The sequence below is a fragment of the Bradyrhizobium sp. WSM1743 genome, assembly GCF_000473065.1.
In the GTDB taxonomy this organism is placed as follows: Bacteria; Pseudomonadota; Alphaproteobacteria; order Rhizobiales; family Xanthobacteraceae; genus Bradyrhizobium.
This window is the reverse complement of record NZ_AXAZ01000065.1, coordinates 23903-49245: the sequence shown is the minus strand read 5'-3', so window position 1 is coordinate 49245 and position 25343 is coordinate 23903. Positions and strand designations below refer to the sequence as shown.

The 25343-nt window shown below is 64.5% G+C and carries 21 protein-coding genes and 1 tRNA gene; 3 read left to right on the top strand and 19 right to left on the bottom strand.

The window, feature by feature from the left end; genetic code table 11:
• The coding region (locus YU9_RS46380; RefSeq protein WP_027572943.1) for a helix-turn-helix domain-containing protein at window positions 1-225 on the bottom strand (225 nt) is incomplete at its 3' end.
• Window positions 226-623: 398 nt separating this feature from the next.
• On the opposite strand from YU9_RS46380, the gene YU9_RS0130065 reads away from it, so the two are divergent.
• A complete protein-coding gene (locus tag YU9_RS0130065; protein ID WP_027576117.1) occupies window positions 624-1499 on the top strand; it encodes a lipopolysaccharide assembly protein LapB in 876 nt (291 codons plus the stop codon).
• A gap of 233 nt (window positions 1500-1732) precedes the next feature.
• Here the strand turns inward: YU9_RS0130065 and YU9_RS0130060 are convergent.
• Window positions 1733-1809 (bottom strand) — tRNA-His (locus tag YU9_RS0130060).
• A 370-nt stretch (window positions 1810-2179) separates the two neighbouring features.
• On the bottom strand, window positions 2180-2614 hold the full coding sequence (locus YU9_RS0130055; protein ID WP_027576116.1) for a phasin: 435 nt from the start codon (window positions 2612-2614) through the stop codon (window positions 2180-2182).
• A gap of 659 nt (window positions 2615-3273) precedes the next feature.
• Here YU9_RS0130055 and YU9_RS0130050 point away from each other — a divergent pair.
• Complete coding sequence (locus YU9_RS0130050) at window positions 3274-6495, top strand: PAS domain-containing sensor histidine kinase (protein WP_027576115.1); 3222 nt, start codon at window positions 3274-3276, stop codon at window positions 6493-6495.
• Between the two features lie 288 nt (window positions 6496-6783).
• Here YU9_RS0130050 and YU9_RS0130045 read toward each other — a convergent pair whose 3' ends face one another.
• From YU9_RS0130045 to YU9_RS49270, 10 genes are all read right to left on the bottom strand, one after another.
• The gene (locus YU9_RS0130045; protein WP_027576114.1) at window positions 6784-7956 is read right to left on the bottom strand and encodes a thiolase family protein; all 1173 of its coding nucleotides are present in this window, start codon (window positions 7954-7956) and stop codon (window positions 6784-6786) included.
• Between the two features lie 245 nt (window positions 7957-8201).
• Entirely contained in the window at window positions 8202-9791 is a 1590-nt protein-coding gene (gene serA, locus YU9_RS0130040) for a phosphoglycerate dehydrogenase (RefSeq protein ID WP_027576113.1), read from the bottom strand.
• Window positions 9792-9998: 207 nt separating this feature from the next.
• The gene (locus YU9_RS0130035; protein WP_027576112.1) at window positions 9999-11171 is read right to left on the bottom strand and encodes a phosphoserine transaminase; all 1173 of its coding nucleotides are present in this window, start codon (window positions 11169-11171) and stop codon (window positions 9999-10001) included.
• Between the two features lie 79 nt (window positions 11172-11250).
• A complete protein-coding gene (locus YU9_RS0130030) occupies window positions 11251-11442 on the bottom strand; it encodes a hypothetical protein (RefSeq protein WP_245266581.1) in 192 nt (63 codons plus the stop codon).
• A 173-nt stretch (window positions 11443-11615) separates the two neighbouring features.
• The gene (locus tag YU9_RS0130025) at window positions 11616-12080 is read right to left on the bottom strand and encodes a GNAT family N-acetyltransferase (RefSeq protein ID WP_027576110.1); all 465 of its coding nucleotides are present in this window, start codon (window positions 12078-12080) and stop codon (window positions 11616-11618) included.
• Window positions 12081-12097: 17 nt separating this feature from the next.
• Complete coding sequence (locus YU9_RS0130020) at window positions 12098-12688, bottom strand: glutathione S-transferase family protein (protein ID WP_027576109.1); 591 nt, start codon at window positions 12686-12688, stop codon at window positions 12098-12100.
• Window positions 12689-12757: 69 nt separating this feature from the next.
• Window positions 12758-13645 (bottom strand): outer membrane protein, encoded by an 888-nt coding sequence (locus tag YU9_RS0130015; protein ID WP_027576108.1) that lies wholly within the window; start codon window positions 13643-13645, stop codon window positions 12758-12760.
• Between the two features lie 168 nt (window positions 13646-13813).
• Window positions 13814-14647 carry an outer membrane protein gene (locus YU9_RS0130010; RefSeq protein ID WP_027576107.1) on the bottom strand — a complete coding sequence of 278 codons (834 nt, stop codon included), beginning with the start codon at window positions 14645-14647 and terminating at the stop codon, window positions 13814-13816.
• A gap of 487 nt (window positions 14648-15134) precedes the next feature.
• Window positions 15135-16478, bottom strand: coding sequence for a phosphoglucosamine mutase (gene glmM, locus YU9_RS0130005; RefSeq protein WP_027576106.1), 1344 nt, complete (start codon window positions 16476-16478; stop codon window positions 15135-15137).
• A gap of 222 nt (window positions 16479-16700) precedes the next feature.
• The gene (locus YU9_RS49270; protein ID WP_198028319.1) at window positions 16701-16865 is read right to left on the bottom strand and encodes a hypothetical protein; all 165 of its coding nucleotides are present in this window, start codon (window positions 16863-16865) and stop codon (window positions 16701-16703) included.
• Window positions 16866-16980: 115 nt separating this feature from the next.
• On the opposite strand from YU9_RS49270, the gene YU9_RS0129995 reads away from it, so the two are divergent.
• Window positions 16981-18117, top strand: coding sequence for an alpha-hydroxy acid oxidase (locus YU9_RS0129995; protein WP_027576105.1), 1137 nt, complete (start codon window positions 16981-16983; stop codon window positions 18115-18117).
• A gap of 105 nt (window positions 18118-18222) precedes the next feature.
• Here YU9_RS0129995 and YU9_RS0129990 read toward each other — a convergent pair whose 3' ends face one another.
• From YU9_RS0129990 to YU9_RS0129965, 6 genes are all read right to left on the bottom strand, one after another.
• Entirely contained in the window at window positions 18223-18849 is a 627-nt protein-coding gene (locus YU9_RS0129990) for a hypothetical protein (RefSeq protein ID WP_027576104.1), read from the bottom strand.
• Window positions 18850-18906: 57 nt separating this feature from the next.
• Window positions 18907-19746: a shikimate dehydrogenase gene (locus YU9_RS0129985; protein ID WP_027576103.1), complete on the bottom strand. Its 840-nt coding sequence runs from the start codon at window positions 19744-19746 to the stop codon at window positions 18907-18909.
• Between the two features lie 66 nt (window positions 19747-19812).
• On the bottom strand, window positions 19813-21555 hold the full coding sequence (locus tag YU9_RS0129980; protein WP_027576102.1) for a SulP family inorganic anion transporter: 1743 nt from the start codon (window positions 21553-21555) through the stop codon (window positions 19813-19815).
• A 112-nt stretch (window positions 21556-21667) separates the two neighbouring features.
• A complete protein-coding gene (locus YU9_RS0129975; RefSeq protein WP_027576101.1) occupies window positions 21668-21940 on the bottom strand; it encodes a helix-turn-helix domain-containing protein in 273 nt (90 codons plus the stop codon).
• A gap of 367 nt (window positions 21941-22307) precedes the next feature.
• Window positions 22308-24356 carry an elongation factor G gene (locus tag YU9_RS0129970; protein WP_027576100.1) on the bottom strand — a complete coding sequence of 683 codons (2049 nt, stop codon included), beginning with the start codon at window positions 24354-24356 and terminating at the stop codon, window positions 22308-22310.
• Between the two features lie 155 nt (window positions 24357-24511).
• Window positions 24512-24991, bottom strand: coding sequence for a DUF992 domain-containing protein (locus YU9_RS0129965; protein WP_027576099.1), 480 nt, complete (start codon window positions 24989-24991; stop codon window positions 24512-24514).
• Between the last annotated feature and the right edge of the window lie 352 nt (window positions 24992-25343).

The following is a 25343-nucleotide window of genomic DNA, read 5'->3' as shown; positions in this document are numbered from 1 at the left end:
CGTTGCTAGCGGCTTGAGCTTGCGGGGGCCAGGTTTGGGTCCGGGCTTCCGGTTCAAACCGTCCGGCCCATCGGCGTTCCAGGCTTTGATCCAGTCATGAAGAATCTTGCGGGATATCCCAAGCTCGCGGGCCACAGGAAGGACGCCTTCGCCCCGCTCAACCCGCTTGATCGCCTTCAATTTGTAAGCCGTCGGAAACTGACGCTTCTTTCCTGGTCCTGCCACAGGTCATCCTCGAAATGCCTGTCACTGTAATTATCGTGTCTCACTTCAGGGGTGCAGTCCAGCACTGTCACCGTAATCCGTCGCGGAGACGTTGCAAACCGGTCCTGAACAAAGAAGCTCCGGCGCTTAAGCTATATTCCTAAGCGCCACTTGAAATGTTTGTAGTTGTGTGGTTGCCTCACGCTCGTATTACGAGCGAGATGGCCTGGGGCCGCACTACTCAGCTCCGTTGTTGTTCTCACTAAGATTGGCAAGCAAGGACATTGGTTTCGCTGCTTGGCCCGCCATCATTAAGTAGCCTTTTGAAATTGGCTCAATCGGGCTCTTGCTAATGTAGAACTAAGATCGCGGCGGATTTGCAGCGCGTCGGCTGCATTCGCTGTGTATTGGGAAATCGCATGTATCGGCGGAAGAACATGCAAAAACTCGTGGCAATATGGGCTGCCATAGCGGCCATGGCATTCACTTGTAGCGGAGCACCTGCCGACGCTGACTCTCGGATTCACACAGAGGTCAAACATGCGGAACGCGCCGGCGCTTTTGATCGCGCAATTGAACTTCTTTCGACGGCAATCAGTGACGATTCAATCTCTAATGCAGAACGTCGCAATATCCTTAATCAAAGGGCGTACCTATATGAGCGTATCGGCCAGACCGATCGCGCTGTCGTAGATTGGTCAAGCGCCATCGCCATCGAACCGGTCGATCCCGCTCTATACGCTTCTCGCGGCTTTCTCTATTTGCGTCAGCATCGCTATGACGATGCCATCGCCGATTTTGCAAAAGGCGAGGCGCTCGATGCAAAATCACCAATTTTTGCCTATGGCCTCGGTCGGGTGGAGTCTGATCGTGGAAATTACGAGGAGGCGATAAAAGCCTACACAAGGGCATTATCGGTTGCCCCCGACCACGCGACGGCCCATCTCTGGCGCGGTGAAGCCTATCTAGTCCAAAAAAATTATCGAGGTTCTCAGCTGGATTTCGAGAGTGTGCTTGCCGGCGGCCACACACTTACTCCGAATGATCGAGGTCGAGTTTACCTTGGCTTGGGTTTTGCGAAGATGAGGGCAGGCGAATTTGCAACCGCCGTATCCCATCTAGATAAGGGGCTTGAGCTTCTTCCCAACGATCTGAGCGGGCTGCGAGCTCGTGCATTTGCGCTCCAAAAGCTCGGTGTCCGAAAGCGTTCCTTGGAGGACTACGAGCGCATATTGACTCTGCGACCAGACGACAGCTGGGCGGCGGAGCAAGTCGGCAAGCTGAAGGTGCGCTGAGAATCGATGATGGCGACATCATCCGAGCTATTAATTAGTTGCTTGAGTGGAAGTGCGGCACAAACATAGCTTAAGGGGCAGCTAATGGATGACCGTTCCGCCGATCTGAGCAGGCAATGGGAAGCTTTCGCGAACGATTGAGATACGCGTTCCTGCTCCAAATACCTGAGCGACCTTAACCACTCGCGTGCGGTCTGAGCGGTTCTGGACGATGTGGGATTTGCTCGCAGCACTGGTACAGTTGGGTGGGCTCGAACCACCGACCTCCTGTTCCACAGACAGGCGCTCTAACCAACTGAGCTACAACTGCATCCTGGCGAGCCGCGCCTTGGGACGCCCTCAGGTAAGGGCCGGTGCCGAGGGGGCTGGACGGGGCGGAAACTAGGTGCAACGGGGGTTTTTGGCAAGGCCGCAGAGGGGCGAAAAACCAGCGGAAATCACTTTCAGTGCGATGAAATCGGGCTTGATGGCGACGATAAGGGGCTGTCTCTCCCGACTACGGGAGATTCCCCGTGGGGAGAGAGCCCTCACCCGTCGCCCGACGATGCTTCGCATCGCCCGGGCGCCGGCCTCTCCCGCATCCGCCTTCGTCAAGGCTTCGGCGGGACAAGCGCGGGAGAGGCAAAGAAAAAACCCGGGCCTTTCGGCCCGGGTTTCTTAGCTCAAACCGGCCTCGCCGCTCAGGCGGCGGGCGGGTAGTACTTCGAGGCACTCGCCTTGATCGGCTCGGCGGTCTCATTGGCGACGCGCTGGGTGAGCTCGACCAGCTCCTTGGCCTGTGACTGGAAGGTCTCGAGCTGCTTGCGGGCGTGGCCGGTCCACAGCTCCATCGCTTCCGTCGGCGACTTGGCGCCGAACAGCTGCTGGGCGAAGTCGAGCTGGGCGCTGGAATTGGCCTTCATGAACTCGACCAGCTTGGCGGTGTACTCGCTCGCGCCCTTGGAGGCCGAGGTGAACACGGCCTCGACGGTGCCGTTGTGGGTCTCGGCGGCGTCCTTGAACTTGGCGTAGTTCTCGCGGGCCTGCGACACGCCCTTCTCGGCGAACGCACGCATCTGCTCGGGAACCTCGAACGGAATGATCGAGGCAGAAAACGGATCAGTCGCACCTGTCATGGTTGTCCCTCACGCTAATTGTAAAAAATGGAGTGAGCCTTCTGGCGCGCCCGCCGGCCCCGATTGTGGACCCTGGATTGAGCGGGAACGAAAGACTGGAAACGCGAAACAAACGAGATGGCTCGCCCAGCGCCAACACTATGGCTGCCCATCATGTCAACATTGTGCATCGCAATGCGCCAGGACGGTGCGCCGCGAAATTTTTATCGCGGGGAGGATGAAGTTCCCAGGGTGGGGAACCGGGGGTTGAGGTAATGAAGTGCGTTGGTTAGGCGGCTCTTCACCTCTCCCGCTTGCGGGAGAGGTCGGATCGCGAAAGCGATCCGGGTGAGGGTTCTTTCCTCTGGGGGAGTCTTCGTTGTCGATACACCCTCTCCCCAACCCTCCCCCGCAAGCGGGGGAGGGAGCGCGCTTTTGTCGGGGCTGCTAGCTGAGTCTAACTCGTCAGGCCGGCCTGACCCGCCGCCCCCCAAATCCCTTGGATGCAACATCGGCGCGGCTTGCGGGCTTGGGCACATTAAGGTTATCGCCGCTTAAGGGCGCCCTTCCGGGCTTGCGGCCGTGGACCTGCCCGCGCCTTCCGGGCGATACTAACCCTTTCTTAAGGCTGCCATTCCCGGCAGCCGCCACACCTGATGCGTGAGTGACAAGCCGGCCTGATGACGCGTTCGGATTTCCAGTTGCGAGGGGTGGGCGATCCGCGGCTGGCCGTGCATGCGACCTCTCCTCTGCCCGCTTGGCTGTGGTCGATCGACGGCGCGCGCGTGCTGTGGGCCAATCCGGTCGGCGCAAAGTTGTTCGGCGCGGCGAATAGCGCTGGCCTTGCGGACAAGGTGTTCGGCCCCGCCGACAGCCATCGCCGCCAGGTCGCCAGGCTCGCCCGCCAGCTGCCGGCGAACGGCGCGGTGCGGCTCGAACGGCTGCGCGGCTTCGGCGCCCGGCTCGGCACGCTGATGACCTGCGCCTGCGCGCGGCTCGATTTTGCCGATGGCGGCCATGCTGTGCTCATCATCGCGATGGACCCGACGCTGCGCTCGATGCCGCTGGTCGAGCGGCTGCATCGGCTCGTTGCGGGCGCCAAGGTGCCGATGGCGGCGTTCGCGGCGGACGGACTGTTCGTCGGGGCCAGCGAGGCCGCCCGCTCCCTGCTCGGCTTCCGCGATCTGTTTGAGGCCGGTCTCGACCGGGCCCGCAGCGATGCGCTGGCAACCGGCCGCGCCGCGACGCCGATCGGCATCGGCCAGATGGTGCTGCAGCGGGTCGGCGCGGGTGCCGATGTCGGCCTGGTCGCGCTGATCGAGCCCGGCGCCGCGCACGAGGCGCCCGTGAAGGCTGCCCAAGGACCGGTGCCCGACCAGACCAGTGACGCCGCGGCCAAAACTCCGGTTGAAAACTGCTGCTCAGCCCTTGTGTCGCCGCAGGCTGCGCCGATCACTGTCCGCATGGTCGAGCCGCCGTCGAGCCAGGGGTCGTCGGGCCAAGAGTCCTCGGGCCAGCAAGAGCCGCCCGCACCGCGTCAGCATCCGCTGCGCTTCCTCTGGCAGTTGGATGCAGAGGGCCGCTTTGTGCTTCTCTCCGACGAGTTCATCCGCCTGATCGGCCCGCGCACGGCCACCGGCTTCGGCCGCCCCTGGCGCGAGATCGCCGAAGAGTTCTCGCTCGATCCGGACGGGCGGGTCGCACAGGCGCTGGACAGCCACGACACCTGGGCCGGCATCACCGTGAACTGGCCCGCCGATGGCGGCGAGCACCTTCCGGTCGAGCTTGCCGGCCTGCCGGTCTACGATCAGGTGCGCAACTTTGCCGGCTTCAGGGGATTTGGCGTCTGCCGCGATCTCGATGCCCTCAACCGGCTCGAGGCGCTCAGGCGCTTCGAGCTGCTCGCGCCGCCGGCGCAGCAGGACCTCTCCGCTGACATCGCCGAGCGGGAGCCGCAGCCGGAGGCGAAACCCGAGGCCACCTCCGAAGCGGAGCCCGAAGCAGCCGCATCGCCTCCGCCGATCGAGCCACCCGAGCCCGAGCCAACAGCCGAGCCTGAACTGCCACAGCCCACCAGCGACGCGACTTCACACCCAACCGAACTGGACACGCCCGTGGAAACGCCTCCCAATGTCGTGCCGTTCCGCTCGCCCGGCGATACGCGCCCCCCGACGCTGACGCCGGTCGAGAACAGCGCGTTCAACGAACTCGCCCGGCAATTGTCCGAGCGGCTCGAACGCGAGCGCGAGACCATCGCGACTGACGCGGCCGAGCATCCGGCGGAGATCTCGGCCGAACCGCCGGAGCCCGAGCCGCCGCAGGCTGCGGCCGAATGGCTGACCGAGCCCGCGCCGCCGGCGCGCGGCGCCAGCGCACGCGACCGCACGCTGCTCGACCTCTTGCCGACGGGCATCCTGATCTATCGGCTCGACCGCCTGCTCTACGCCAACCCCGCCTTCCTCGCGCGCATGGGCTATGCCAGCGTGAGCGCGCTGGAGAATGCCGGCGGGCTGGATGCGCTCTATGTCGAGCCGGGCGTGTCGTCGGCCAGCAGCACGTCGCAAGCCGGCACGCCGGTCACGATCAGCGCGACGGTCGCCAATGGCGAAGCGCCGCTTGCAACGAGCGAAGCGCATCTGCACACGATCGACTGGGACGGCGAGAGCGCGCATGCGCTGATCTGCGCGCTGCCGCAGGCGGCACCGATCGCCGCAGCGCCTGTCATCGCGGAGAGCGTGGTTGCCGAGTCCGTTGTCGCGGAGCCCATCCCCTACGAACCCGAGCCCGCGGCCGGCGAAGCCGAGGCGGAGGATCTCGCCGCCATCCTCGACACCACGGCCGAGGGCATCGTCATGTTCGATGCCGAAGGCAACCTCCACGCCTGCAACCGCAGCGCCGAGGCGCTGTTCGGCTATGACGGCGAGGCGCTGCTCGAGCAGAACCTGATGACGCTGTTCGCGCCCGAGAGCCAGCAGATCGTCGCCGATTATCTCGAAAGCCTGAAGAGCCAGGACATCTCGAGCCTGCTCGACCACGGCCGCGAGGTGCTGGGCCGCGAGAAGAAGGGCGGCGTCATTCCGCTCGCGATGATCATGGGCCGTACCCGGCCCGACGGCCCGAACTTCTTCGCCGTGTTCCGCGATCTCTCCCACGCGAAGAAGGGCGAGAGCGAATTGACGCAGGCCCGCCGCCTCGTCGACGGCGCGGCCAATGCCAAGGCCGACATGCTGGCGCGGATCAGCCACGAGATCCGCACGCCGCTCAACGCCATCATCGGCTTTGCCGAGGTGATGATCTCGGAGCGCTTCGGCGCGCTCGGCAACGAGCGCTACGGCGAATACATGAAGGACATCCGCGCTTCCGGCGAGCGCGTCATCGCCATCATCGACGATTTGCTGGAGCTGTCGCGGATCGAGACCGGCAAGCTCGATCTGAATTTTGCCAACCTCAACCTCAACGATCTCGTCGAGGCCTGCGTGACGGTGATGCAGCCGCAGGCCAACCGCGAGCGCATCATCATCCGCACCTCGCTTGCCCATGCGCTGCCGCAGGTGAGCGTCGATGCGCGCGCGATGCGGCAGATCACTGTGAATCTGATCTCGAACTCGATCCGGCTTGCCAGCGCCGGCGGCCAGGTCATCGTCTCCACCGCGCTGACCGACCGCGGCGAGATCGCGCTTCGCATCCGCGACACCGGCCACGGCCTCACCGAGCGCGAGGTCGCCGCCGCGATGGAGCCGTTCCGCACCCCGCCGCCTGGCGATGCCGCCGACAGCTCGGCGCTGAGCCTGTCGCTGACGAAGGCGCTGGTCGAAGCCAACCGCGCCCGGTTCAACATCAAGAGCGCGGGGAATGGCACGCTGATCGAGGTGGTGTTCGCGCCGGCGCTTGCGAAGGCGTGAGGCTGCCGCGAAACCGGTGCGCTCCCTCTCCCGCTTGCGAAGGCTTCGGACATCGCCTTCAATTCAGTCGCCAGCTTCAGCGCGGTCTCCATCCAGGCGGAGAAGTCGCGCTGATAGTCGGCGAGCTTCTGGCGCAGCTCGGCCTTGGCGCCGTCGGGAATGGCTGCTGCGTCGACACCCGTTGCAAATCTTATGCACGGTGAGATGCACACGCACAGTCAATAAAAAAGCACGGCGCCGATGACGCGCCGTGCTTGCCTGTCTTCAAATGACAGTAACGGTTTCGGATCAGCTGTAGATCTCGAACAGGCCGGCGCCGCCCTGGCCGCCGCCGATGCACATCGTCACCACGCCCCACTTGGCCTTGCGCCGCGCGCCTTCCTGCAGCAGATGGCCGGTGAGACGGGCGCCGGTCATGCCGAAGGGATGGCCGATCGCGATCGAGCCGCCGTTGACGTTGTACTTGGCGGGATCGATCTCGAGCTTGTCGCGGCAATACAGGCACTGGCTGGCGAAGGCCTCGTTGAGCTCCCAGAGATCGATGTCGTCGATCTTGAGGCCGGTGCGCTTCAAGAGCTTCGGGATCGCGAACACCGGGCCGATGCCCATCTCGTCGGGCTCGCAGCCCGCGGTGGCCCAGGCGACGAAGCGGCCGAGCGGCTTGAGGCCGCGCTTCTCGGCGTCCTTGGCCTCCATCAGCACCACGGCGGCGGCGCCGTCCGAGAGCTGGCTGGCATTGCCGGCGGTGACGAACTTGCCGGGACCCTTGACCGGCTCGAGTTTTGCCAATCCTTCCATCGTGGTGTCGGGCCGATTGCATTCGTCGCGATCGACGACGTAGTCGACGATCGACTCGGCCTTGGTCTGCTTGTCGACCACTTTCATCTTGGTCTTCATCGGGACGATCTCGTCCTTGAACTTGCCGGCCTGCTGGGCCGCGGCCATGCGGCGCTGCGATTCCAGCGAGAACTCGTCCTGGTATTCGCGGCTGAGCTTGTAGCGCTCGGCGACGATATCGGCGGTGTCGATCATCGCCATGAAGATATCGGGGGCGACCTTGAGCAGCTCCGGATCGATCGATTCCTTCGGCGAGCCGCCGCCCGGAATCGAGATGCTCTCGACGCCGCCGGCAACGATGCAGTCGGCCCCGTCGGAGCGGATCGAGTTCGCGGCCATCGCGATGGTCTGCAGGCCAGAGGAGCAGAAGCGGTTGACCGAGACGCCGGCCGTGGTCTTCGGCAGGCCCGCGAGCAGCGCCGCCTGGCGGCCGATGTTCGGCGCGCCATGGGCGCAATTGCCGAGATAGCAGTCCTCGACATAGTCCTTGTCGACGCCGGCGCGGCTCACAGCATGCTTGATGGCGTGGGCCGCGAGCGACATCGGCGGCGTGATGTTGAACCCGCCGCGGCCGGATTTGGCGAGGCCCGTGCGCGCATAGGAAACGATGACGGCTTCACGCATTGTTTTCTCCCTTGTCGAACGATTTTGAACGGAGCATGGATACGAAGCGTTCTGGGCGCCATTGGTACACAGTTTGACAGGCGTGGGGAAAATAAAAACGCCGCCTCCGGTGATGGAGGCGGCGTTGTTCCGCGGGTCGGAATATATGATATGATGACCGTCATTCCGGGGTGGCTCGCAGAGCCGAACCCGGAACCTCGAGAGTCCGGGTTCGATGCTTCGCATCGCCCCGGAATGACGGTGTGCTAGAACGTCAGCGCCTTGGCCTGCTTGACCTGCGGCAGGGCCTGCACCTTGGCGAGCACGTCGGCCGGAACCATACCGTCGACCTCGACCAGCGCAATGGCATCGCTGCCGGGCGCGACGCGGCCGAGATGGAAGGTGGCGATGTTGATCTTGGCGTCACCCAGAAGGCCCGCGAACTTGCCGATGAAGCCCGGCTTGTCCTCGTTGGTGACGTAGATCATCGACTTGCCGAACTCGGCGTCGACGCGGATGCCCTTGACGTCGACGAGGCGCGGCTTGCCGTCGTGATAGACGGTGCCGGAGACCGACCGCTCCTGGCGTTCAGTCGCGACGGTGACGGTGATCAGGCTCTCATAGTCGCTCTGGGCGGCACGCACGATCTCGTCCACCACCATGCCGCGCTCCTTGGCGACGACCGGCGCGGACACCACGTTGACCTCGCCCAGCATCGGCCGCAGCAGGCCCGACAGCACCGCGGAGGTGATCGCCTTGATCTTCATCTCGGCGACATGGCCCTCATAGGTGATCTCGACCTTGAGGATGCCAGATTCAGTGAGCTGGCCGGCGAACGAGCCGAGCTTCTCGGCCAGCGCGATGAACGGCTTCAGCTTCGGCGCCTCTTCCGCGGTGATGGAGGGGAAGTTGACCGCGTTCGAGATCGCGCCGGTGAGCAAATAATCCGACATCTGCTCGGCGACCTGGAGCGCGACGTTCTCCTGCGCTTCGGTGGTGGAGGCGCCGAGATGCGGCGTGCAGATCACGTTGGGATGGCCGAACAGCACGTTGGACGTCGCGGGCTCCTCGACGAAGACGTCGAAGGCGGCGCCCGCCATGTGCTTGGAGTTGAGCGCATCGACCACCGCCCGCTCGTCGACGAGGCCGCCGCGGGCGCAGTTGATCAGGCGCACGCCCTTCTTCATCTTGGCGATCGCGGATGCGTCAATGATGTTCCTGGTCTTCTCGGTGAGCGGCGTATGCAGCGTGATGAAATCGGAGCGCTTCAGGAGATCGTCGAGCTCGACCTTCTCGACGCCGATATCCTTGGCGCGCTCCGGCGACAGGAACGGATCGAACGCGATCACCTTCATGCGCAGGCCGAGCGCGCGATCGGCGACGATCGAACCGATGTTGCCGCAACCGACGACACCGAGCACCTTGCCGGTGATCTCGACGCCCATGAAGCGGTTCTTCTCCCACTTGCCGGCCTGGGTCGAGGCATCCGCCTGCGGGATCTCGCGGGCCAGCGCCAGCATCAGGGTGATGGCGTGCTCGGCGGTCGTGATCGAATTGCCGAACGGCGTGTTCATCACGATGATGCCCTTGGCCGTGGCGGCGGGAATCTCGACATTGTCGACGCCGATGCCGGCGCGGCCGATCACCTTCAGCCTGGTCGCCTTGTCGAGGATCTTGGCGGTTGCTTTCGTCGCCGAGCGGATCGCAAGGCCGTCGTAATTGCCGATGATCTCGGCCAGCTTGTCCTTGTCCTTGCCGAGGTTGGGCTGGAAATCGACCTCGATGCCGCGGTCTTTGAAGATCTGCACGGCAGCGGGCGAGAGCGCGTCGGAAATGAGAACTTTGGGTTTGGTCATGGGGATGATCCTCTACCTTCCCTGAAAACAAGGGACGGCGATCGACGGGAAAAGATTGATGCTGTTTCTCTCCTTCTCCCCGTCGTTACGGGGAGAGGGTTGGGGTGAGGGGCAGCCACAGGCGAAGTGCTCGTGGAGAGAGCCCCTCACCCGGATTTCTGCGCAATCCGGCCTCTCCCCGTAAGAACGGGGAGAGGCGAAAAACAACTACGCCGCCGTTGCGAGCTGCGCCTTGGTCTCGGCAAAGGCCCAGTCGATCCACTGCGTCAGCAGCTCGACGTCCTTGGCCTCGACGGTGGCGCCGCACCAGATGCGCAAGCCCGCCGGCGCGTCGCGGTAGTAAGCGAAGTCGTAGCCGGCGCCTTCCTTCTCAACCAGCGCGACCAGCTTCTTGCTGAACTCGGCTTGCGCGCCGTCGGAGAGCGAGGTGATCGCGGGATCGGTGAACTTCAGGCACACCGAGGTGTTGGAGCGGATCGAAGCGTCCTTGGCAAGGAAGTCGATCCAGGGCGTCTTCGCCTTCCAGTCGGCGAGCACCTTGGTGTTGGCGTCGGCGCGCGCGATCAGCGCCTTGAGGCCGCCGATCGACTTGGCCCAGTTCAGCGCGTCGAGATAGTCCTCGACGCAGAGCATCGACGGCGTGTTGATGGTCTCGCCGACGAAGATGCCTTCGTTGAGCTTGCCGCCCTTGGTCATGCGGAAGATTTTCGGCAGCGGCCAGGCCGGCTTGTAGGTCTCGAGCCGCTCCACCGCACGCGGCGACAGGATCAGCATACCGTGCGCGGCCTCGCCGCCGAGCGCCTTCTGCCAGGAGAAGGTGACGACGTCGAGCTTGGCCCAATCGAGAGCTTGCGCGAATGCAGCGGACGTGGCGTCGCAGATGGTCAGGCCTTCGCGGCTCGCGCTGATCCAGTCGGCATTCGGCACGCGCACGCCCGAGGTGGTGCCGTTCCAGGTGAAGACGACGTCGCTCGCAGGGTCCACCTTCGACAGATCGGGAATCTCACCGTAAGCCGCATTGAGCTTGGTGACGTCCTTGAGCTTCAATTCCTTGACGATGTCGCTGACCCAGCCCTCGCCGAAGGATTCCCAGGCGAGCGTGGTGACGGGGCGCGCCCCGAGCAGCGACCACAGCGCCATCTCGACCGCGCCGGTATCGGAGGCCGGCACGATGCCGATGCGGTAATCGGCCGGCACCTCGAGCACTTCGCGCGTCAGGTCAATCGCGAGCTTGAGCTTGGTCTTGCCGATCTTCGCGCGATGCGAACGGCCGAGCGCTGCGTCCTTGAGATTTTGGGCGTTCCAACCGGGGCGCTTGGCGCAGGGGCCGGAGGAGAAATGCGGCACGGTCGGCCGCGAAGCGGGCTTCGCTACAGTCATATTCTACCCTTCCAGATAGTAAGCCTCCCGTTGGGGGGAGGTGTCCCGCCGCGGCTGATACGGGAATCGAGAAGGGCAGTCAAGGAAGTTCCGGGGCCTCACGCGCCAGTGATGGCGTCTCGGGTACGGTATTTGGGGATTCGACGACGGCGAGCGCATTCAGCAAGTCCGTGGCATCGCTGATCAATTGCGCGGCCCTGCGACGGCTGCGGACCTTCAAAATGCATTTGTCATTGGCCTGCACGACGTAATCGTTGCCGACCTTGATCATGGAATAGCTTGTCATCGAAATCCCCGAACCGACCGAGCTCGGCGCCAGAAGCTGCCGTAGCACCGTTCGTTCCCGGTTCAACATGAACGACGGACGGGTAGTTTATCAGCTCTTAAGATGAACGAATGCGCGATCCGAATTTGCTGATCGCGCAACGCTTGCGAGATACTGCCTCAAAAGCGGACAGTCATGCCCACATGGCTCGCGGCAAATCCGAGCCGCTTATAGAAACGCTGTGCATCGATTCGCGTCTGATGCGTGAGCAGTTCGACGAGATTGCAGCCGCGCGCCTTTGCTTCTGTCACCGCCCATTGCACCAGCTGCTCGCCGATGCCGCGGCTGCGACAATCGGAGGCAACGCGCACGTCCTCGAGCAGGCCGCGCACGCCGCCTTGCGAGCTGATGCCCGGCAGGATCGCAAGTTGCAGGCAGCCGACCACCCTGCCCGCGCTCTCGGCGACCACGAGCGTAAGATTCGAATCGCGCTCGACCCGCGCGAATGCGTCGTAGTAGGAGGCAGGCAACGGATCCTCCACGCGCTCGCGCCCGCGGCCGAGATGATCGTCGGCGAGCATCGCAACGATCGCGGCGACGTCCTCGCGGCGCGCGGGACGGATGAAGACGGCTTCGGCGTTCATGTCAGACAACTCCGGACTCAGCGCACCGGCGAAAGGCCGAGAGACGCTTCGACTTCGCCGATCCAGCGGCGGACGGACGCATGGCGGCGGAGATCGAAGCCGCCTTCATGCGCGAGGCGGGTATAGGCGAGCAGCGAGACGTCGGCGAGCGAAACCTCATCGCCGGCGAAGAAGTGGGTGGCGGAGAGATGCTGCTCCATGCGGTCGAGCGCCGCATAGCCGCGCTTGACCTTTTCAGGATCGAGCTCGGAGGCATCCTTGCCGAGATAGACGATGAGGAAACGGCACACCGCGATATAGGGCTCGTGGCTGTACTGTTCCCAGAACAGCCATTCGTCCATCTTCGCCGCGGCGAAGGCACCACGCGGAATGAGGACACTGTCGCGGGCGAGATAGCGGATGATGGCGTTGGACTGTGCCAGCGCGCGGCCGTCGTCGAATGCGACGGTTGGCACCTGGCCGGCGCCGTTCATCTTCAGGAATTGCGGCGTGCGCGTCTCGCCCTTGCGTGTGTCGATCTCGATCCACTGGTAGGGCAGCGCGAGCTTGTCGCAGACCCACTTCACCTTCAGACAATTGCCGGAATTGCTATCGCCGTAGATCTTCATCGCTGCCGCCCCACTTTCGGGCGACAGAGCATCAGGAGGCGGGAAAGTTGTCAACCAGACAAGGCAGGCTCAAAACTTGTAGCCAAGTCCGACATGCGCGTTATTCAGCGACACCGAGGTGTTCATGACGGGCGAAAACTGCACGTACTCGTATTCGACTCGGGCGAACAAGCCGCCCCACAGGCAGTATTCGAGTCCGATGCCGGCGGTCCAGCCGGCTACGAAGGCGTTGGTCTTATGCTGACCCTGCGTCTGCGACTGGGCTGGAACGGGATTTGTCGTTCCCGGCACGATTACGGTGTTGCCGAATAGATCGGTCGTCGTCGTATCGGTACGCAGCGTTACGTTGCTGGACACCGTACGGGAAACATCCATGCGGCCAATGGCAGCGCCGCCGAAGATGTACGGCATGAAGTCACCGCCATCCCAGCCCATGCGCCCACGCAACGTGACCATATCCTTGACCCTAGCCGTGGCGGCCCCGGTCAGAGTCACGTTCCAATGGTTGTAGGCACCCGGGGGCACGGTGTCGCCAGGCGGATTGATGATGTCGAGAGCGTTGGAGCCAGTCGACGCGGTCTTGAGATTGTTGAAATAGGTGTAGGTACCTTCGAGACCGAGCACGGCGTCGTACCATTGCCAGTTGCGACCAACGAAGCCGCCGAAGTTCGTGCTCTGCGCTGTGTTCTTGCTGAGGAGCGACCACGTCGAGGTCGGCTGCTGAAGCACGCTGTCACGAAAGATGTAGTTAGTCAGGCCGACCACGCTCTGGCCGAAATCGGATGAGTCGGTCGTGTAGCCGAAGTGGCCGCCGGCGTAGAAGCCGTCCCAATTACGGCTCGTCTTCGACAGACCATCGGTGAAGCCGCCGCGCAGCACGGGCAGGTCCGGCATGTCGGCCGCTTGCGCGACAGACATCGTCCCCAACATCGCCGCTGCCAACACCAGCCTACGCATCACCACGCTCCATCGGACTCGAACTGTTGCGATGATCATCGCCTGTTAACCTTAACCAATGGTTGCGGCAGCCGCTTTCGTCACGGTCGGGCCATGAAAAATCCGCAAAGCAAAACGGCGCGGGATGATCCCGCGCCGTTAAGAAGTCCTAACCGATCAGCTTGCCGATCAGCCCTTGGTGACCAGCGGCGGCGGCGGCATGTAGGCAGGCGGGCTGTTGAGATCCCAGCGCACGCCGAGCTTGACGTCGTGCGAGGTGAGCTCCTTGATCTTGATCGAGGTTGGGCCGGAGGCGCTGTTGTCGAACAAGCGGAAATTGCCTGGCGCCGCGTCGCCGAGGTTCATGTAGCTGTAGGCCAGTTCGACGGTGAACCCGGGATTGACCTTGTAGGCGAGACCGGCGTGAGCGGCCCAGGCGAAGTTCCACTTTCCATTATCGGCGAAGTAGGCGACGCTGTTGTTGAGCAGCGGGTTGTAGGACACGCCGTCGTCACGGAAGCCGCTGATCTTGTTGTAGGAGCCGCCGACACCAGCACCGATGAACGGCGTGATGCACCACCAGGTGCCGAGGTCGACATAGGCGTTGGCCATCACGACCCACTCGGACTTGCTGCCGCTGTAGTTGTTGACGCCGACGAAGCCGGGGCCGACGACGTTGTCGCTGCCGTGCAGATTGGCTTTGCCCCGGTACTGGCCGATCACGTCGGCGCGAAACCAGTTGTTGAAGCGATAGCCGACGCCAAGATCGAACAGCGGGGACGAGTCGAAGCCGAGGCCCTCGGTCGTCTTCGTGAACCCAGCCGGCAGGTTGCTCTCGATGCGCTTGGCGCTCTGGTTGGTCATGCCGATGTCGCCACGCAGATACCAGCCACCGAAATCGGCGGGCGGAGCCGGCGGCGCGTACATGGGAGGGGGCGCGGCGATCGGCATATCGGCGGCGAACGCCATCGACGAGATCAGGGTTGCCGCACCCGCGGCAAGGAGAGACTTAATGCTACGCATTGGCTTCGTCCTTATGGCCGGTGAGGCAAAATGCAGACGCCCCACGTTCTGGAAACTCACGACCGGACGATGGCAGCAAATGTTTAAGCGCCACTTAACCCTAATTTTTAAGGTTGATTTTTTCTCTACCCACACGTGCGCGCCCCGCCGGCGTTGCAGAAATGCCGCGCCAAATCCGACGACTTCGCCGCATTTCCTAACGATGTGTGAAGCCGCAGTGCGGCAAGTGCGGGTGCGTTAATGCACGTGCCGTGGCAGTTCCGGCAGGAAGAGGCAGTGCGAGAAGCTGATGCCGGCGAGCACGATGTAGCCCTCTCGTCCCTTACCCTCCCCTGGAGGGGGGAGGGTCGGCTCACATTGAGCGCAGCGAAATGTGAGACGGGGTGGGGTGACGGTCTTTCCGCGCGCGATACTGCCCGAGAGGAGAGATCACCCCACCCCGCTCGCGCTTCGCGCGATCGACCCTCCAGGGGAGGGTAAGAAAAGCTCAAGCCGCCGCTTGTCCCAGCGCCAGCACGATGGTGTCGACGATATCCTCGACGAGAATGCGGTCTTCGCCTTCGCCCATGACGCGGATCACGGGCTCGGTGCCGGAGGAGCGGATCAGGAGACGGCCGTGGCCGTTGAGGCGCTTCTCGCCGTCGGAGATCGCCGACTTGACGTCGGAATCATCGAGCGGCTTGCCGCCCTTGTGACGGACGTTCTTGAGAATCTGCGGCAGCGGATCAAAGCGGTGACAGACCTCGGACACGGGCCGGCGCAGCTTCTGCACCACGGCCAGCACCTGCAGGGCCGCAACGAAACCGTCGCCGGTGGTGGCGTAGTCGGACAGGATGATGTGGCCGGACTGCTCGCCGCCGAGATTGTAGCCGCCGCTCAGCATCTGCTCGAGCACGTAGCGGTCGCCGACCGGCGTGCGCACGAGCTCGAGCCCCTGCCCTTGCAGGAAGCGTTCGAGGCCGAGATTGGACATCACGGTGGCGACGATGCCGGGACGCGAGAGGCGTCCGTCTTCCTTCCAGCTCTGCGCGATCACCGCGAGCAATTGGTCGCCGTCGACGATGTGGCCGCGCTCGTCGACCAGGATGACGCGATCCGCATCGCCATCCAGCGCGATGCCGATGTCGGCGCGCATCTCGCGCACCTTCTTCGACAGCGCTTCCGGCGAGGTCGAGCCGCACTCCTTGTTGATGTTGAAGCCGTCCGGCTCGACGCCGATCGGCACCACGTCGGCGCCCAGCTCCCACAGCGCTTCGGGCACCACCTTGTAGGCGGCGCCATTGGCGCAATCGATCACGACGCGCAGGCCCTCGAGCGAGAGATCGCGCGGCAGCGTGCGCTTGGCGAATTCGATGTAGCGGTCATGCACGCCGTCGATACGGCGGGCGCGGCCGAGGCTCGCGCTCTGCGCCAGCCGCTTGTCGAGAGATTCGTCGAGCAGCTGCTCGATCTGCCGCTCGACGTCGTCGGAAAGCTTGAAGCCCTGCGGGCCGAACAGCTTGATGCCGTTGTCCTCGAACAGATTGTGCGAAGCCGAGATCATCACGCCGAGATCGGCACGCATCGACTTCGTCAGCATCGCGACTGCCGGCGTCGGCATCGGGCCGACCAGCAGCACGTCCATGCCGACCGAGGTGAAGCCTGCGACCATTGCGTATTCGATCATGTAGCCGGACAGACGGGTGTCCTTGCCGATCACGACCCGGTGGCGGTGGTCACCACGCTGAAACGCAAGGCCTGCGGCCTGGCCGACCTTGAGCGCGAGCTCCGGCGTGATCAGCCCGTTGGCGCGGCCCCGGATCCCGTCCGTCCCGAAATATTTGCGGCTCATATCGTCCCCCAAGGCAACAACCAGGGGCTCCCCTCTACAACCACGAGGTGCCCGAGCGGGCCCTGCATCCCTGATGTGCTGAGGATCTTATAATGCCAACGCAGCTAACTTGGCTTCAAAAAATATGATGAATCGTTACGGAACCCGGGCGCAGGCCGGCTCAATAACGTCTTGTTAACACTTTATTTCCCGCCGGACGCCGCCCCAAGGAGGGAACCCGCGCTACCCGGAGCGCTTCACATGGCCGTCCTCGCGGCTCGGTGCCGGCTGGGTGACATTGACCGGATCGGAGCCCGGAAAGGTCTCTTCCAGTCCCTCTTCCAGCGCCTCCTCGAGATCATGCTTTTCCTTGATCTCTTCCGGCGTCGGAGCGTGCGGCCTCTTCATGGCGCCCTCCTACAAAACGTTCTGCAAACGATTTGGCTGTGCATCCAACCATGCTAGATGACCCCTAAATCTTCCGACGCAAGACTTCCACGTGAGACGGGCCGGGGAAACGTTCATGAAGCACATCACCTGTATCGACGATCTTCGCACGCTGCATAAGCGCCGCGTGCCGAAGGCGTTCTTCGATTATTGCGACCGCGGCTCCTATGCCGAGGAAACGCTGCGCGCCAACCGCGAGGACATGCAGGCGATCAAGTTCCGCCAGCGCATCCTGGTCGACGTCTCCAAGCGCGACACCTCGACCACGATCCTCGGCGAGCCCTCGACCATGCCGCTGATCCTCGCGCCGGTCGGCCTGCTCGGCATGCAGCATGGCGACGGCGAAATCTACGCCTGCCGCGCTGCGCAGGCCGCCGGTATCCCGTTCACGCAGTCGACGATGTCGATCTGCTCGATCGAGGATATCGCCGCCAATGTCGAGAAGCCGTTCTGGTTCCAGCTCTACGTCATGAAGGACCGCGGCTTTATCAAGGAATTGATCCAGCGCGCCATCGCCGCGAAGTGCAGCGCGCTGGTGCTGACCGTCGACCTGCAGGTGATCGGCCAGCGCCATGCCGACATCAAGAACGGCATGACGGTGCCGCCCGAATGGTCGCTGTCGAAGCTGCTGGATTTCGCCAGCAAGCCGGCCTGGGTCTCCGGCGTGCTCCAGGGCAAGCGCCGCACCTTCGGCAACATCGCAGGTCACGTCAAGAACACCGAGGATCTCAACCGCCTCGCCGAATGGACCGCCTCGCAGTTCGACACCTCCTTGAACTGGAAGGACGTCGAGTGGGTCCGCAGCATCTGGCCGGGCAAGCTCATCATCAAGGGCATCCTCGACGTCGAGGACGCCGAGGAAGCCGCCAAGACCGGCGCGCAGGCCCTCGTCGTCTCCAACCATGGCGGCCGCCAGCTCGACGGCGCGCCGTCCTCGATCGAGGTGCTGCCCGAGATCGCGGATGCGGTCGGTGACAAGATGGAGATCATGTTCGACGGCGGCATCCGCTCCGGCCAGGACGTGATGCGCGCACTCGCGCTCGGCGCAAAGTCCTGCATGATCGGCCGCGCCTATGCCTATGGCTTAGGGGCCGGCGGCCAGGCCGGCGTCGCCAAGGCGATCGACATCATCCAGAAGGAGCTGCTCACGACCATGGGCCTGTGCGGCGTCAACCGGATCGACGAGATCGACGATCATGTCATCGCGGTGTGAGGCGTAACCGGCACGTCAGTCACAGCCGTCGTCCCGGACAAGCGCGCCCCCAGGCGCGCGCCGATCCGGGACGATACTTGAGATTGTTGAGACGGTATCCCGCCCTCACATCGGCGGCGTCAGGCCGTCGCGGCCGACGCTGACGCGGTTGGCCTCGAACGAGCCGTCCGGCAATTGCTTCATGAAGGCGATGACCTTGGCGCCGGCCTTCAGGTCGGACTTGTCGCCGGGCACGAAGGTCACCACCGGCGTGTTGTCGGCGACGAACACCTTCTTCTCGCCGTCCTTGTACTTGACCAGCAGCGTATGACCGTCATTGCCGACCACGCTCTCGGCCACCGTCGCATTGGTCATGCTGGAGTTGGGCTTGAGGTCCCAGGGCCGCGAGCCCTCGCCGGTGCCGCGCATCTCTTCCGGAAACACGTGCACCTCGACGGCGTTCTGGCTGCCGTCCGGTCCCGGCACCGTGGTCGCGCCGATGAACGAACCCGGCTTGATGTCGGCGAGTGAAATCTTGGTAATCTCCGATACGTTCACGTCGGAGGCGAGGTGAAGCCTGATCTCCTCACCGCTGCGCGCCTTCACCTGCATGGTGTCGCCATTGACGTTTTCGATGGTGCCGCGCACGCGCGTCGGCACCGGCGCCTTTTGGGCGAAGGCGCAGTAAGTCGAGACGGCCACCATCGCGACGGCGATCAGTGGACGTGTGAAAGTTGCACGTTGAACAGTCATGACGGTCTCCGATTGTCCCCACGGATGGAGAACTCCGAAGAGCCGCGCGCTATTCTCTCAAGTCTTCGTGAGATCGGCCTCGACCAATGCGCGCAGCTCGGCCGTGACCTCGGGCCGCCGGCCGAACCACAGCTCGAAGCCGCGCACCGCCTGATGCAGCAGCATGCCGAGCCCGTCGGCGGTCTTCAGGCCTCGCGCCGTCGCTGCGGCCAGCAGCGGCGTCACCAAGGGAACATAGACGAGGTCGGCGACAACAGCCGCTTGCGGCAGGCGTGCAACATCAACATCGAGTGAAGGCTGACCGTGCATGCCGAGCGAGGTCGTGTTCACGAGCAGTCTTGCGCGCGGCAGCACGTCGCCCATCGCGTCCCACGGCAGCGCATGCACGTTCGGCCCGAACTGCCTTGCCAGCGTCTCGGCCCGCGCGACGGTGCGATTGGCAACATGCACGCACGTGATGCCGCGTTCGAGCAGGCCGAACACGACCGCGCGCGCGGAGCCGCCGGCACCCAGCACCAGCGCCTCCTCGGCCGCGCCCCACCCGGGCGCGCTGACGTCGAGATTGTTGATGAAGCCCTCGACATCGGTGTTGGTCGCGCGCAGCTCGCCGTCCGCGAACCACAGCGTGTTGGCGGCACCGACGGCCTTGGCGCGCGCATCGGGCGTCGACAGCGCCAGCACGGCTTCCTTGTGCGGGATGGTGACATTGGCACCGACGAAGCCGCGCAGCGACAGGCGCAGCACGAAGTCGCGCAGGTCCTCAGGCGGAACCGCCTCGATGACGTAGCCGCCCTCGATTCCGAGCGTGCGCAGCCAGTAATGATGAATCAGCGGCGAGCGCGAATGCGCCGCCGGCCATCCGATCAGACAGGCTGCGGGAGTTCTTGGCGCGGTCATCTTTCCCTCGGGTCGTTTCCGAGGCGATCCATTTCGCGTCGCGCCCGCTCTGTCAAGCGCGCCCCGTCAGCTCGCAGCGGCTTCGTCGGCGGCTCGGCCCTTGATGTCGGCGATGGCGCGCTCGAGGCTTTGGCGATAGCGTGCGCGCGGCGGCGTCACGCCATGGGTGAGCAGCGCGCGGCGGACCGCGGGCGAGGCCCCCGTGATGAACAGCCTGATGCCCTGGCGGTGCGCCTTGGCCGCGACCCGGCCGAGCACATTGGCCGCGGTCGAATCCAGGAACGGCACGGCGGCGAAGTCGACCACGAAGGCCTTGCGCCGGTCGGCGACGCCGTCGAGCACGCCGCCGATCGCCGAGGCCGCGCCGAAGAAGAACGCACCGGTGATGCGATAGACCAGCACGTCGCGATCGACCGCAAGCGCGGAATCGTAGGGAACGCGATCGCCGTTGCCGTCGTCGGGGCGATCGGCAGCCACCAGCCGCGTGCGTTCCTCGATGCCGGTCATCTCCGCCATGCGATGGATGAACAGCACCGCGCCGAGCGCGAAGCCGACCAGGATGCCTTCGGTGAGATCGCGGAAGATCGTGAGCAGGAAGGTCGCGAGCAGCACCACGGCATCGCCCCAGGATGAGCGCAAGAGCGTGGCGAACTCCTGCTTCTCCGCCATGGTCCAGGCCACCACGACCAGCACCGAGGCGAGCGCGGCCAGCGGAATGTAGCTGGCGAGTGGGGCTGCGATCAGCATGAACAGCAGCAGGAACACCGAATGCAGCATGCCCGCCATCGGTCCGTGCGCGCCGGCGCGGATGTTGGTGGCGGTGCGCGCGATCAGGCCCGTGACGCAGATGCCGCCGAACAGCGCCGAGCCGATATTGGCCGCGCCTTGCGCCACCAGTTCGCAGTTGGAGCGGTGACGACGGCCGGTCATGCCGTCGGCGACCACCGCCGACAGCAGCGATTCGATGGCGGCCAGCAGCGCGAAGGCGATCGCATCCGGCAGCACGGCCCGGGCCTTCTCCAACGAGAACGCGGGCAGCGCCGGCGAGGGCAATTCGCGCGGAATGCCGCCGAAGCGCGAGCCGATGGTCTCGACCGGGAGCGACAGCACGCTACTTGCGACCGCCGCAAACACGGCCGCGATCAGAATGCCGGGCCAGGACGGCCGCCAGCGGCGCAAGCCGGCGATGATGGCGATGCTGACGATGGCGACTGCGACGGCGGACGGATTGATGGTGCTGAGGCCGCCGGCGAGCGCGAGGAGCTTTGGCACGAACTCGCTGGGCTCCCTCCCCGCGAGGGTGATGCCTGAGAGATCGCGGAGCTGGCTGGCGAAGATGATCACGGCGATGCCGGCGGTGAAGCCGACCGTCACCGGATAGGGAATGAACTTGATGTAGGTGCCGACCCTGAGCAGGCCCGCAGCGATCAGAAACAGGCCCGCCATCATGGTGGCGAGGATGACACCATCGACGCCGTGACGCTCTGCGGTCGCTGCGACCAGGACGATGAACGCACCGGCAGGTCCGCCGATCTGGAACCGGCTGCCGCCGAGCAGGGAGGCGATGAAGCCGCCGGCGACAGCCGTGTAGAGGCCGCGGTCCGGCGTCACGCCCGAGGCGATCGCGATCGCCATCGACAGCGGCAGCGCGACGATCGCAACCGTCAGGCCGGCGAAGACGTCGGCGCGGAAATCCGCGAGGCCGTAGCCCTCACGCCAGACCGTGACGAGCTTTGGCAAATACAGTTCGGCAAAGGTCGGCTGACGCAGCTGGTGCAGCCGACTGGCCTGATCACTTGTGATGCTCATTCAGCAAAGCGCTCCGCTGCCCCCACAACGCTCCGAAGCATCGTGCGTCCCGTGTTGTCGAGGTGCGACGATGCGCTAACCATCTTGATCCCGGGGCACGATCAACGCGCGATCATGCTCCGACCCGGCGCGGCGGCCCCGGCTCCTTCAGGCGAACGCCACGCCCGCCGCTGTCGCTGCGGGCGTGCTCGCCGATCAGCTCGACGCCGGCCCGGTCGAACGCCTCGACCACCTTGATCAGGGTCTCGACCACGCCACGAACATTGCCGGTGGAGGCCTCCATCCGCTGGATGGTCGGCAACGACACGCCGGCGAGTTCGGCCAGGGTTTTCTGGTCAATGCCGAGCAGCGCGCGGGCTGCCCGCATCTGGAACGACGTGATCACCTTGGCCTCACGTATGAGATCTTATATATGATATCTAGAACATATACAATGATGTATGATACATCAATTGGGGTGGACGCAAGTCCCTAACCTCGCGCCGTTCCGCCGGAGTGCTTCTGCGAATCCCTACGTCGGCTTGAAGTAAGTCCGCATCCACACCGTCTTTGCGAGCGAAGCAAATCCAGAGCCTTTCCATGGAGGGATTCTGGATTGCTTCGCTTCGCTCGCAATGACAGTGGGAGGAGAGCGCGAGAGTCCAACTTTCACCGCACCCCGAAACAGCCCCTCACCCCACCCTCTCTCCCCGCGAAGGGCGGGGAGAGAGAGGGTGCGAGAGAGCGCGTCCCTCACCGCGCGAGAGACAGACTCACGCCGCGTGCTGATGCGCGGCTATGATCTGGTCGGCGGCGCGGCCGGTGACCTCGGCCATATGGTCGAACTGGCGGGTGAAGCTGCCAGCGCCGGCGGTGGCCGAGCGCAGCTCCACGATCAGTTCGCCGATCTCGGCTTCCGGCATCATGGCACGGACGCAGTCCCAGCCGCTCCAGCCGTCGCGGGTGTCGAAGCCGAGGATCTGGCCGCGCCGCGCCGACAGGATCGCGTTGATCTTGGCGGTGGCATCGGTCGGACAGACGATCTCGACCACGTGGATCGGCTCCAGCAGCACCGGCTGGCATTGCGGCAAGCCTTCGTTGAGCCCAACCCGCGCTGCCGTGCGGAAGGCGAGATCGGAGCTATCGACGCTATGATAGGAGCCGTCGGTCAGCGTCACCTGCACGTCGGTGACGGGAAAGCCGAGCGGGCCGCGCGCCAGCCCATCGATGACGCCTTCCTCCACCGCCGGGATGTAGTTGCGCGGCACCGCGCCACCCACCACCGTCTCGGCGAACTTGAAGCCGTCGCCGCGCGGCAACGGCCTGATGTCGAGCACGACATCGCCGAACTGGCCATGGCCGCCGGACTGCTTTTTGTGACGTCCGCGCTGGGTGATCGGCTTGCGGATGGTCTCCTGATAGCCGATCGCGGGCGGATGCGAGGTGACCTTGACGCCGAAGCGATCGCGTAGCCGCTCGCCGGCGACGCGCAGATGCATCTCGCCCTGCCCCCACAGCACGGTGTCGTGGGTCTTGGCGTTCTGCACGACGACCAGCGACGGATCCTCCTCGTGCAGCCGTGTCATCGCCTGGCCGAGCTTGACGTCGTCCTTGCGATCGGTTGCCGCGATCGAGATCGCAAGCACCGGCGGCGTCGGCTCGATTGCAATCAATGCCGCGGGCGGCGTCTTGCCGTTCGATACCGTGTCGCCAGTCTTGATCGGATCGAGCTTGGCGAGCGCCACGGTGTCGCCGGCATCGGCGGAGGCACGTTTGGTGTCATAGGCGCCGTTGACGGCGAGGATGCCGGAGATGCGCCCTCCACCGCCGGATGAGGATTGCAGCGTGGCACCGTCGTCGAGATGGCCGGCGAGCAGCCGCGTCAGCGACAGCTTTCCGCCATGCTGCGAATGCAGCGTCTTGAAGACGTAGCCGAGTGCGTCCTTGGTCTCGGCAACGCCGAGACGTTTTGCCGTCTCCGCGACACCGGGCGCCTCGTGACGCAACGCCTTCATCAGGCGCAACACGCCGTTCTCACGCGCGGCTGCGCCCAGCAGCACCGGACAAATCAGTCCCTCGCGCAATTCGCGGGCGAGATCGTCGAACACGGCATCGCGCGGCGGCTGGATATCCTCGAGCAATTGCTCCATCAGCGCATCGTCGTGGTCGGCGAGCTTCTCGAGCATCGAGAAGCGGGCTTCCTTCTCGCGATCGAGATCGCCGCCCTCGAGCGCGACCACCTCGGAGGCCTTGTGCTCGCGATAGATGAAGGCGCGCTCCAGCGCGAGATCGACGAAGCCCTCGATCAGCTCGCCCTTCCAGATCGGAATCTGGCGCAGCACCAGCGGCACACGCGAGGCGGGCTGCAGCATCGCGAGGGTCTCGCGGATGCGCTGGCTGGCGCGGTCGATCTTGTTGAGGAACAGGAAACGCGGGATCTTCAGCTCCTCCAGCTCGCGCAGGATGATCTGAAGCTGCGGCAGCTTCTTCTCGTCGGCCTCACAGACCACGATTGCAGCGTCGACCGCAGGAAGCGCGGCGCGCATGTCGTGGGCAAACTCGACGGAACCGGGACAATCGAGGAAGGTGTAGCTGTCGCCCATGAAACTCGTGGTCGCGGCAGTCAGCCCGACCGTCATCTTGTGTTGACGGGCCTCTGGCGTGGCGTCGCCGACGGAAGTTCCGGCATCGACGCTGCCGGCGCGCGGGATTGCGCCCGTTCGCGCCAAAATTGCTTCGAGAAGTGTGGTTTTACCGCTTTGGAAAGGGCCCACCAGCGCTATGCACCGTGGACCTCGGGGACTTCTGACGTCTTGTCCCATTTCGCCGCCTCCTTGGTGTGGAGCTCGGCCCATGATTGGGTCGGCAACCGTTGATGCTCTGCCCCTCCCTGAGATTTGGCAAGCATCAAACGTCGCTGCGGTGCGTCGTCGGCAAAATCGCGCCGCTTCGCGCGGCGCGATCACACGCAAAAGTGTTAGCGGCCCGGACGGAGTTCCAGGCTTTCGAGGCCGGCGGCGATGTTGAGGCCGACCTGGCCCTGCACGCTGAGCGGCTGGAGCGCGATTGAATTGTTGGAGCCGCCGACCAGCACGTTGCCGCCAAGGCCAACGCCGACCGAGGCGCTGCCCTGCGCGCCCGCGTAATTGCCGGAGAGATCGCCCGGGCCGAGCCGGTCGACCGGCGCGAACACGCCCCAAGCCAAAGCCGTCTCCTGGGTGATGCCGATGTCGAGACCGACTTTACGGATGGTCGCGACGTAGCGGTCGTCGGGCAAGCCGTCGGCGCGCAGCACGCAGCCGAGATGCGTCACCGATCCCACGATAAAGCCGACACTGGCGCCGCCGCGGCATTCGAGCACGCCGACCCGCGCCATCCGCTGCTGCGCGCTGCCGCTGACGCTAGAGGCAACGAGGCTGGCGACGGCGAGCCCGGCGAGGAGGAGCGAACGGCGCATGAATGTCTCCGGCGATGAGTTTGATGCGAGCAGGAAGGACGCGGCACACGCCGCGCGATTGTCTATGCCACAAGAGTGCTGGCGGTGCCAGATCGGACGCATCTGGAATCGAATTCGCGGAGAGAGGCCCCTCACCCACCCTCTCCCCGTAAGAACGGGGCGAGGGAGTGAGAGAGCCTGCGCCCCTCACGGCACTATTCAACCTCTCCCCGCCCTTCCGCGGGGAGAGGTCGGATCACATCGCAGATGTGATCCGGGTGAGGGGCCGGGCACAACGCCGACCAGAGCAAAAGTCCATTCGACTCCGCCTATCGAAACACGAACAAAAAGGCCCGCACGAAGCGGGCCTTTT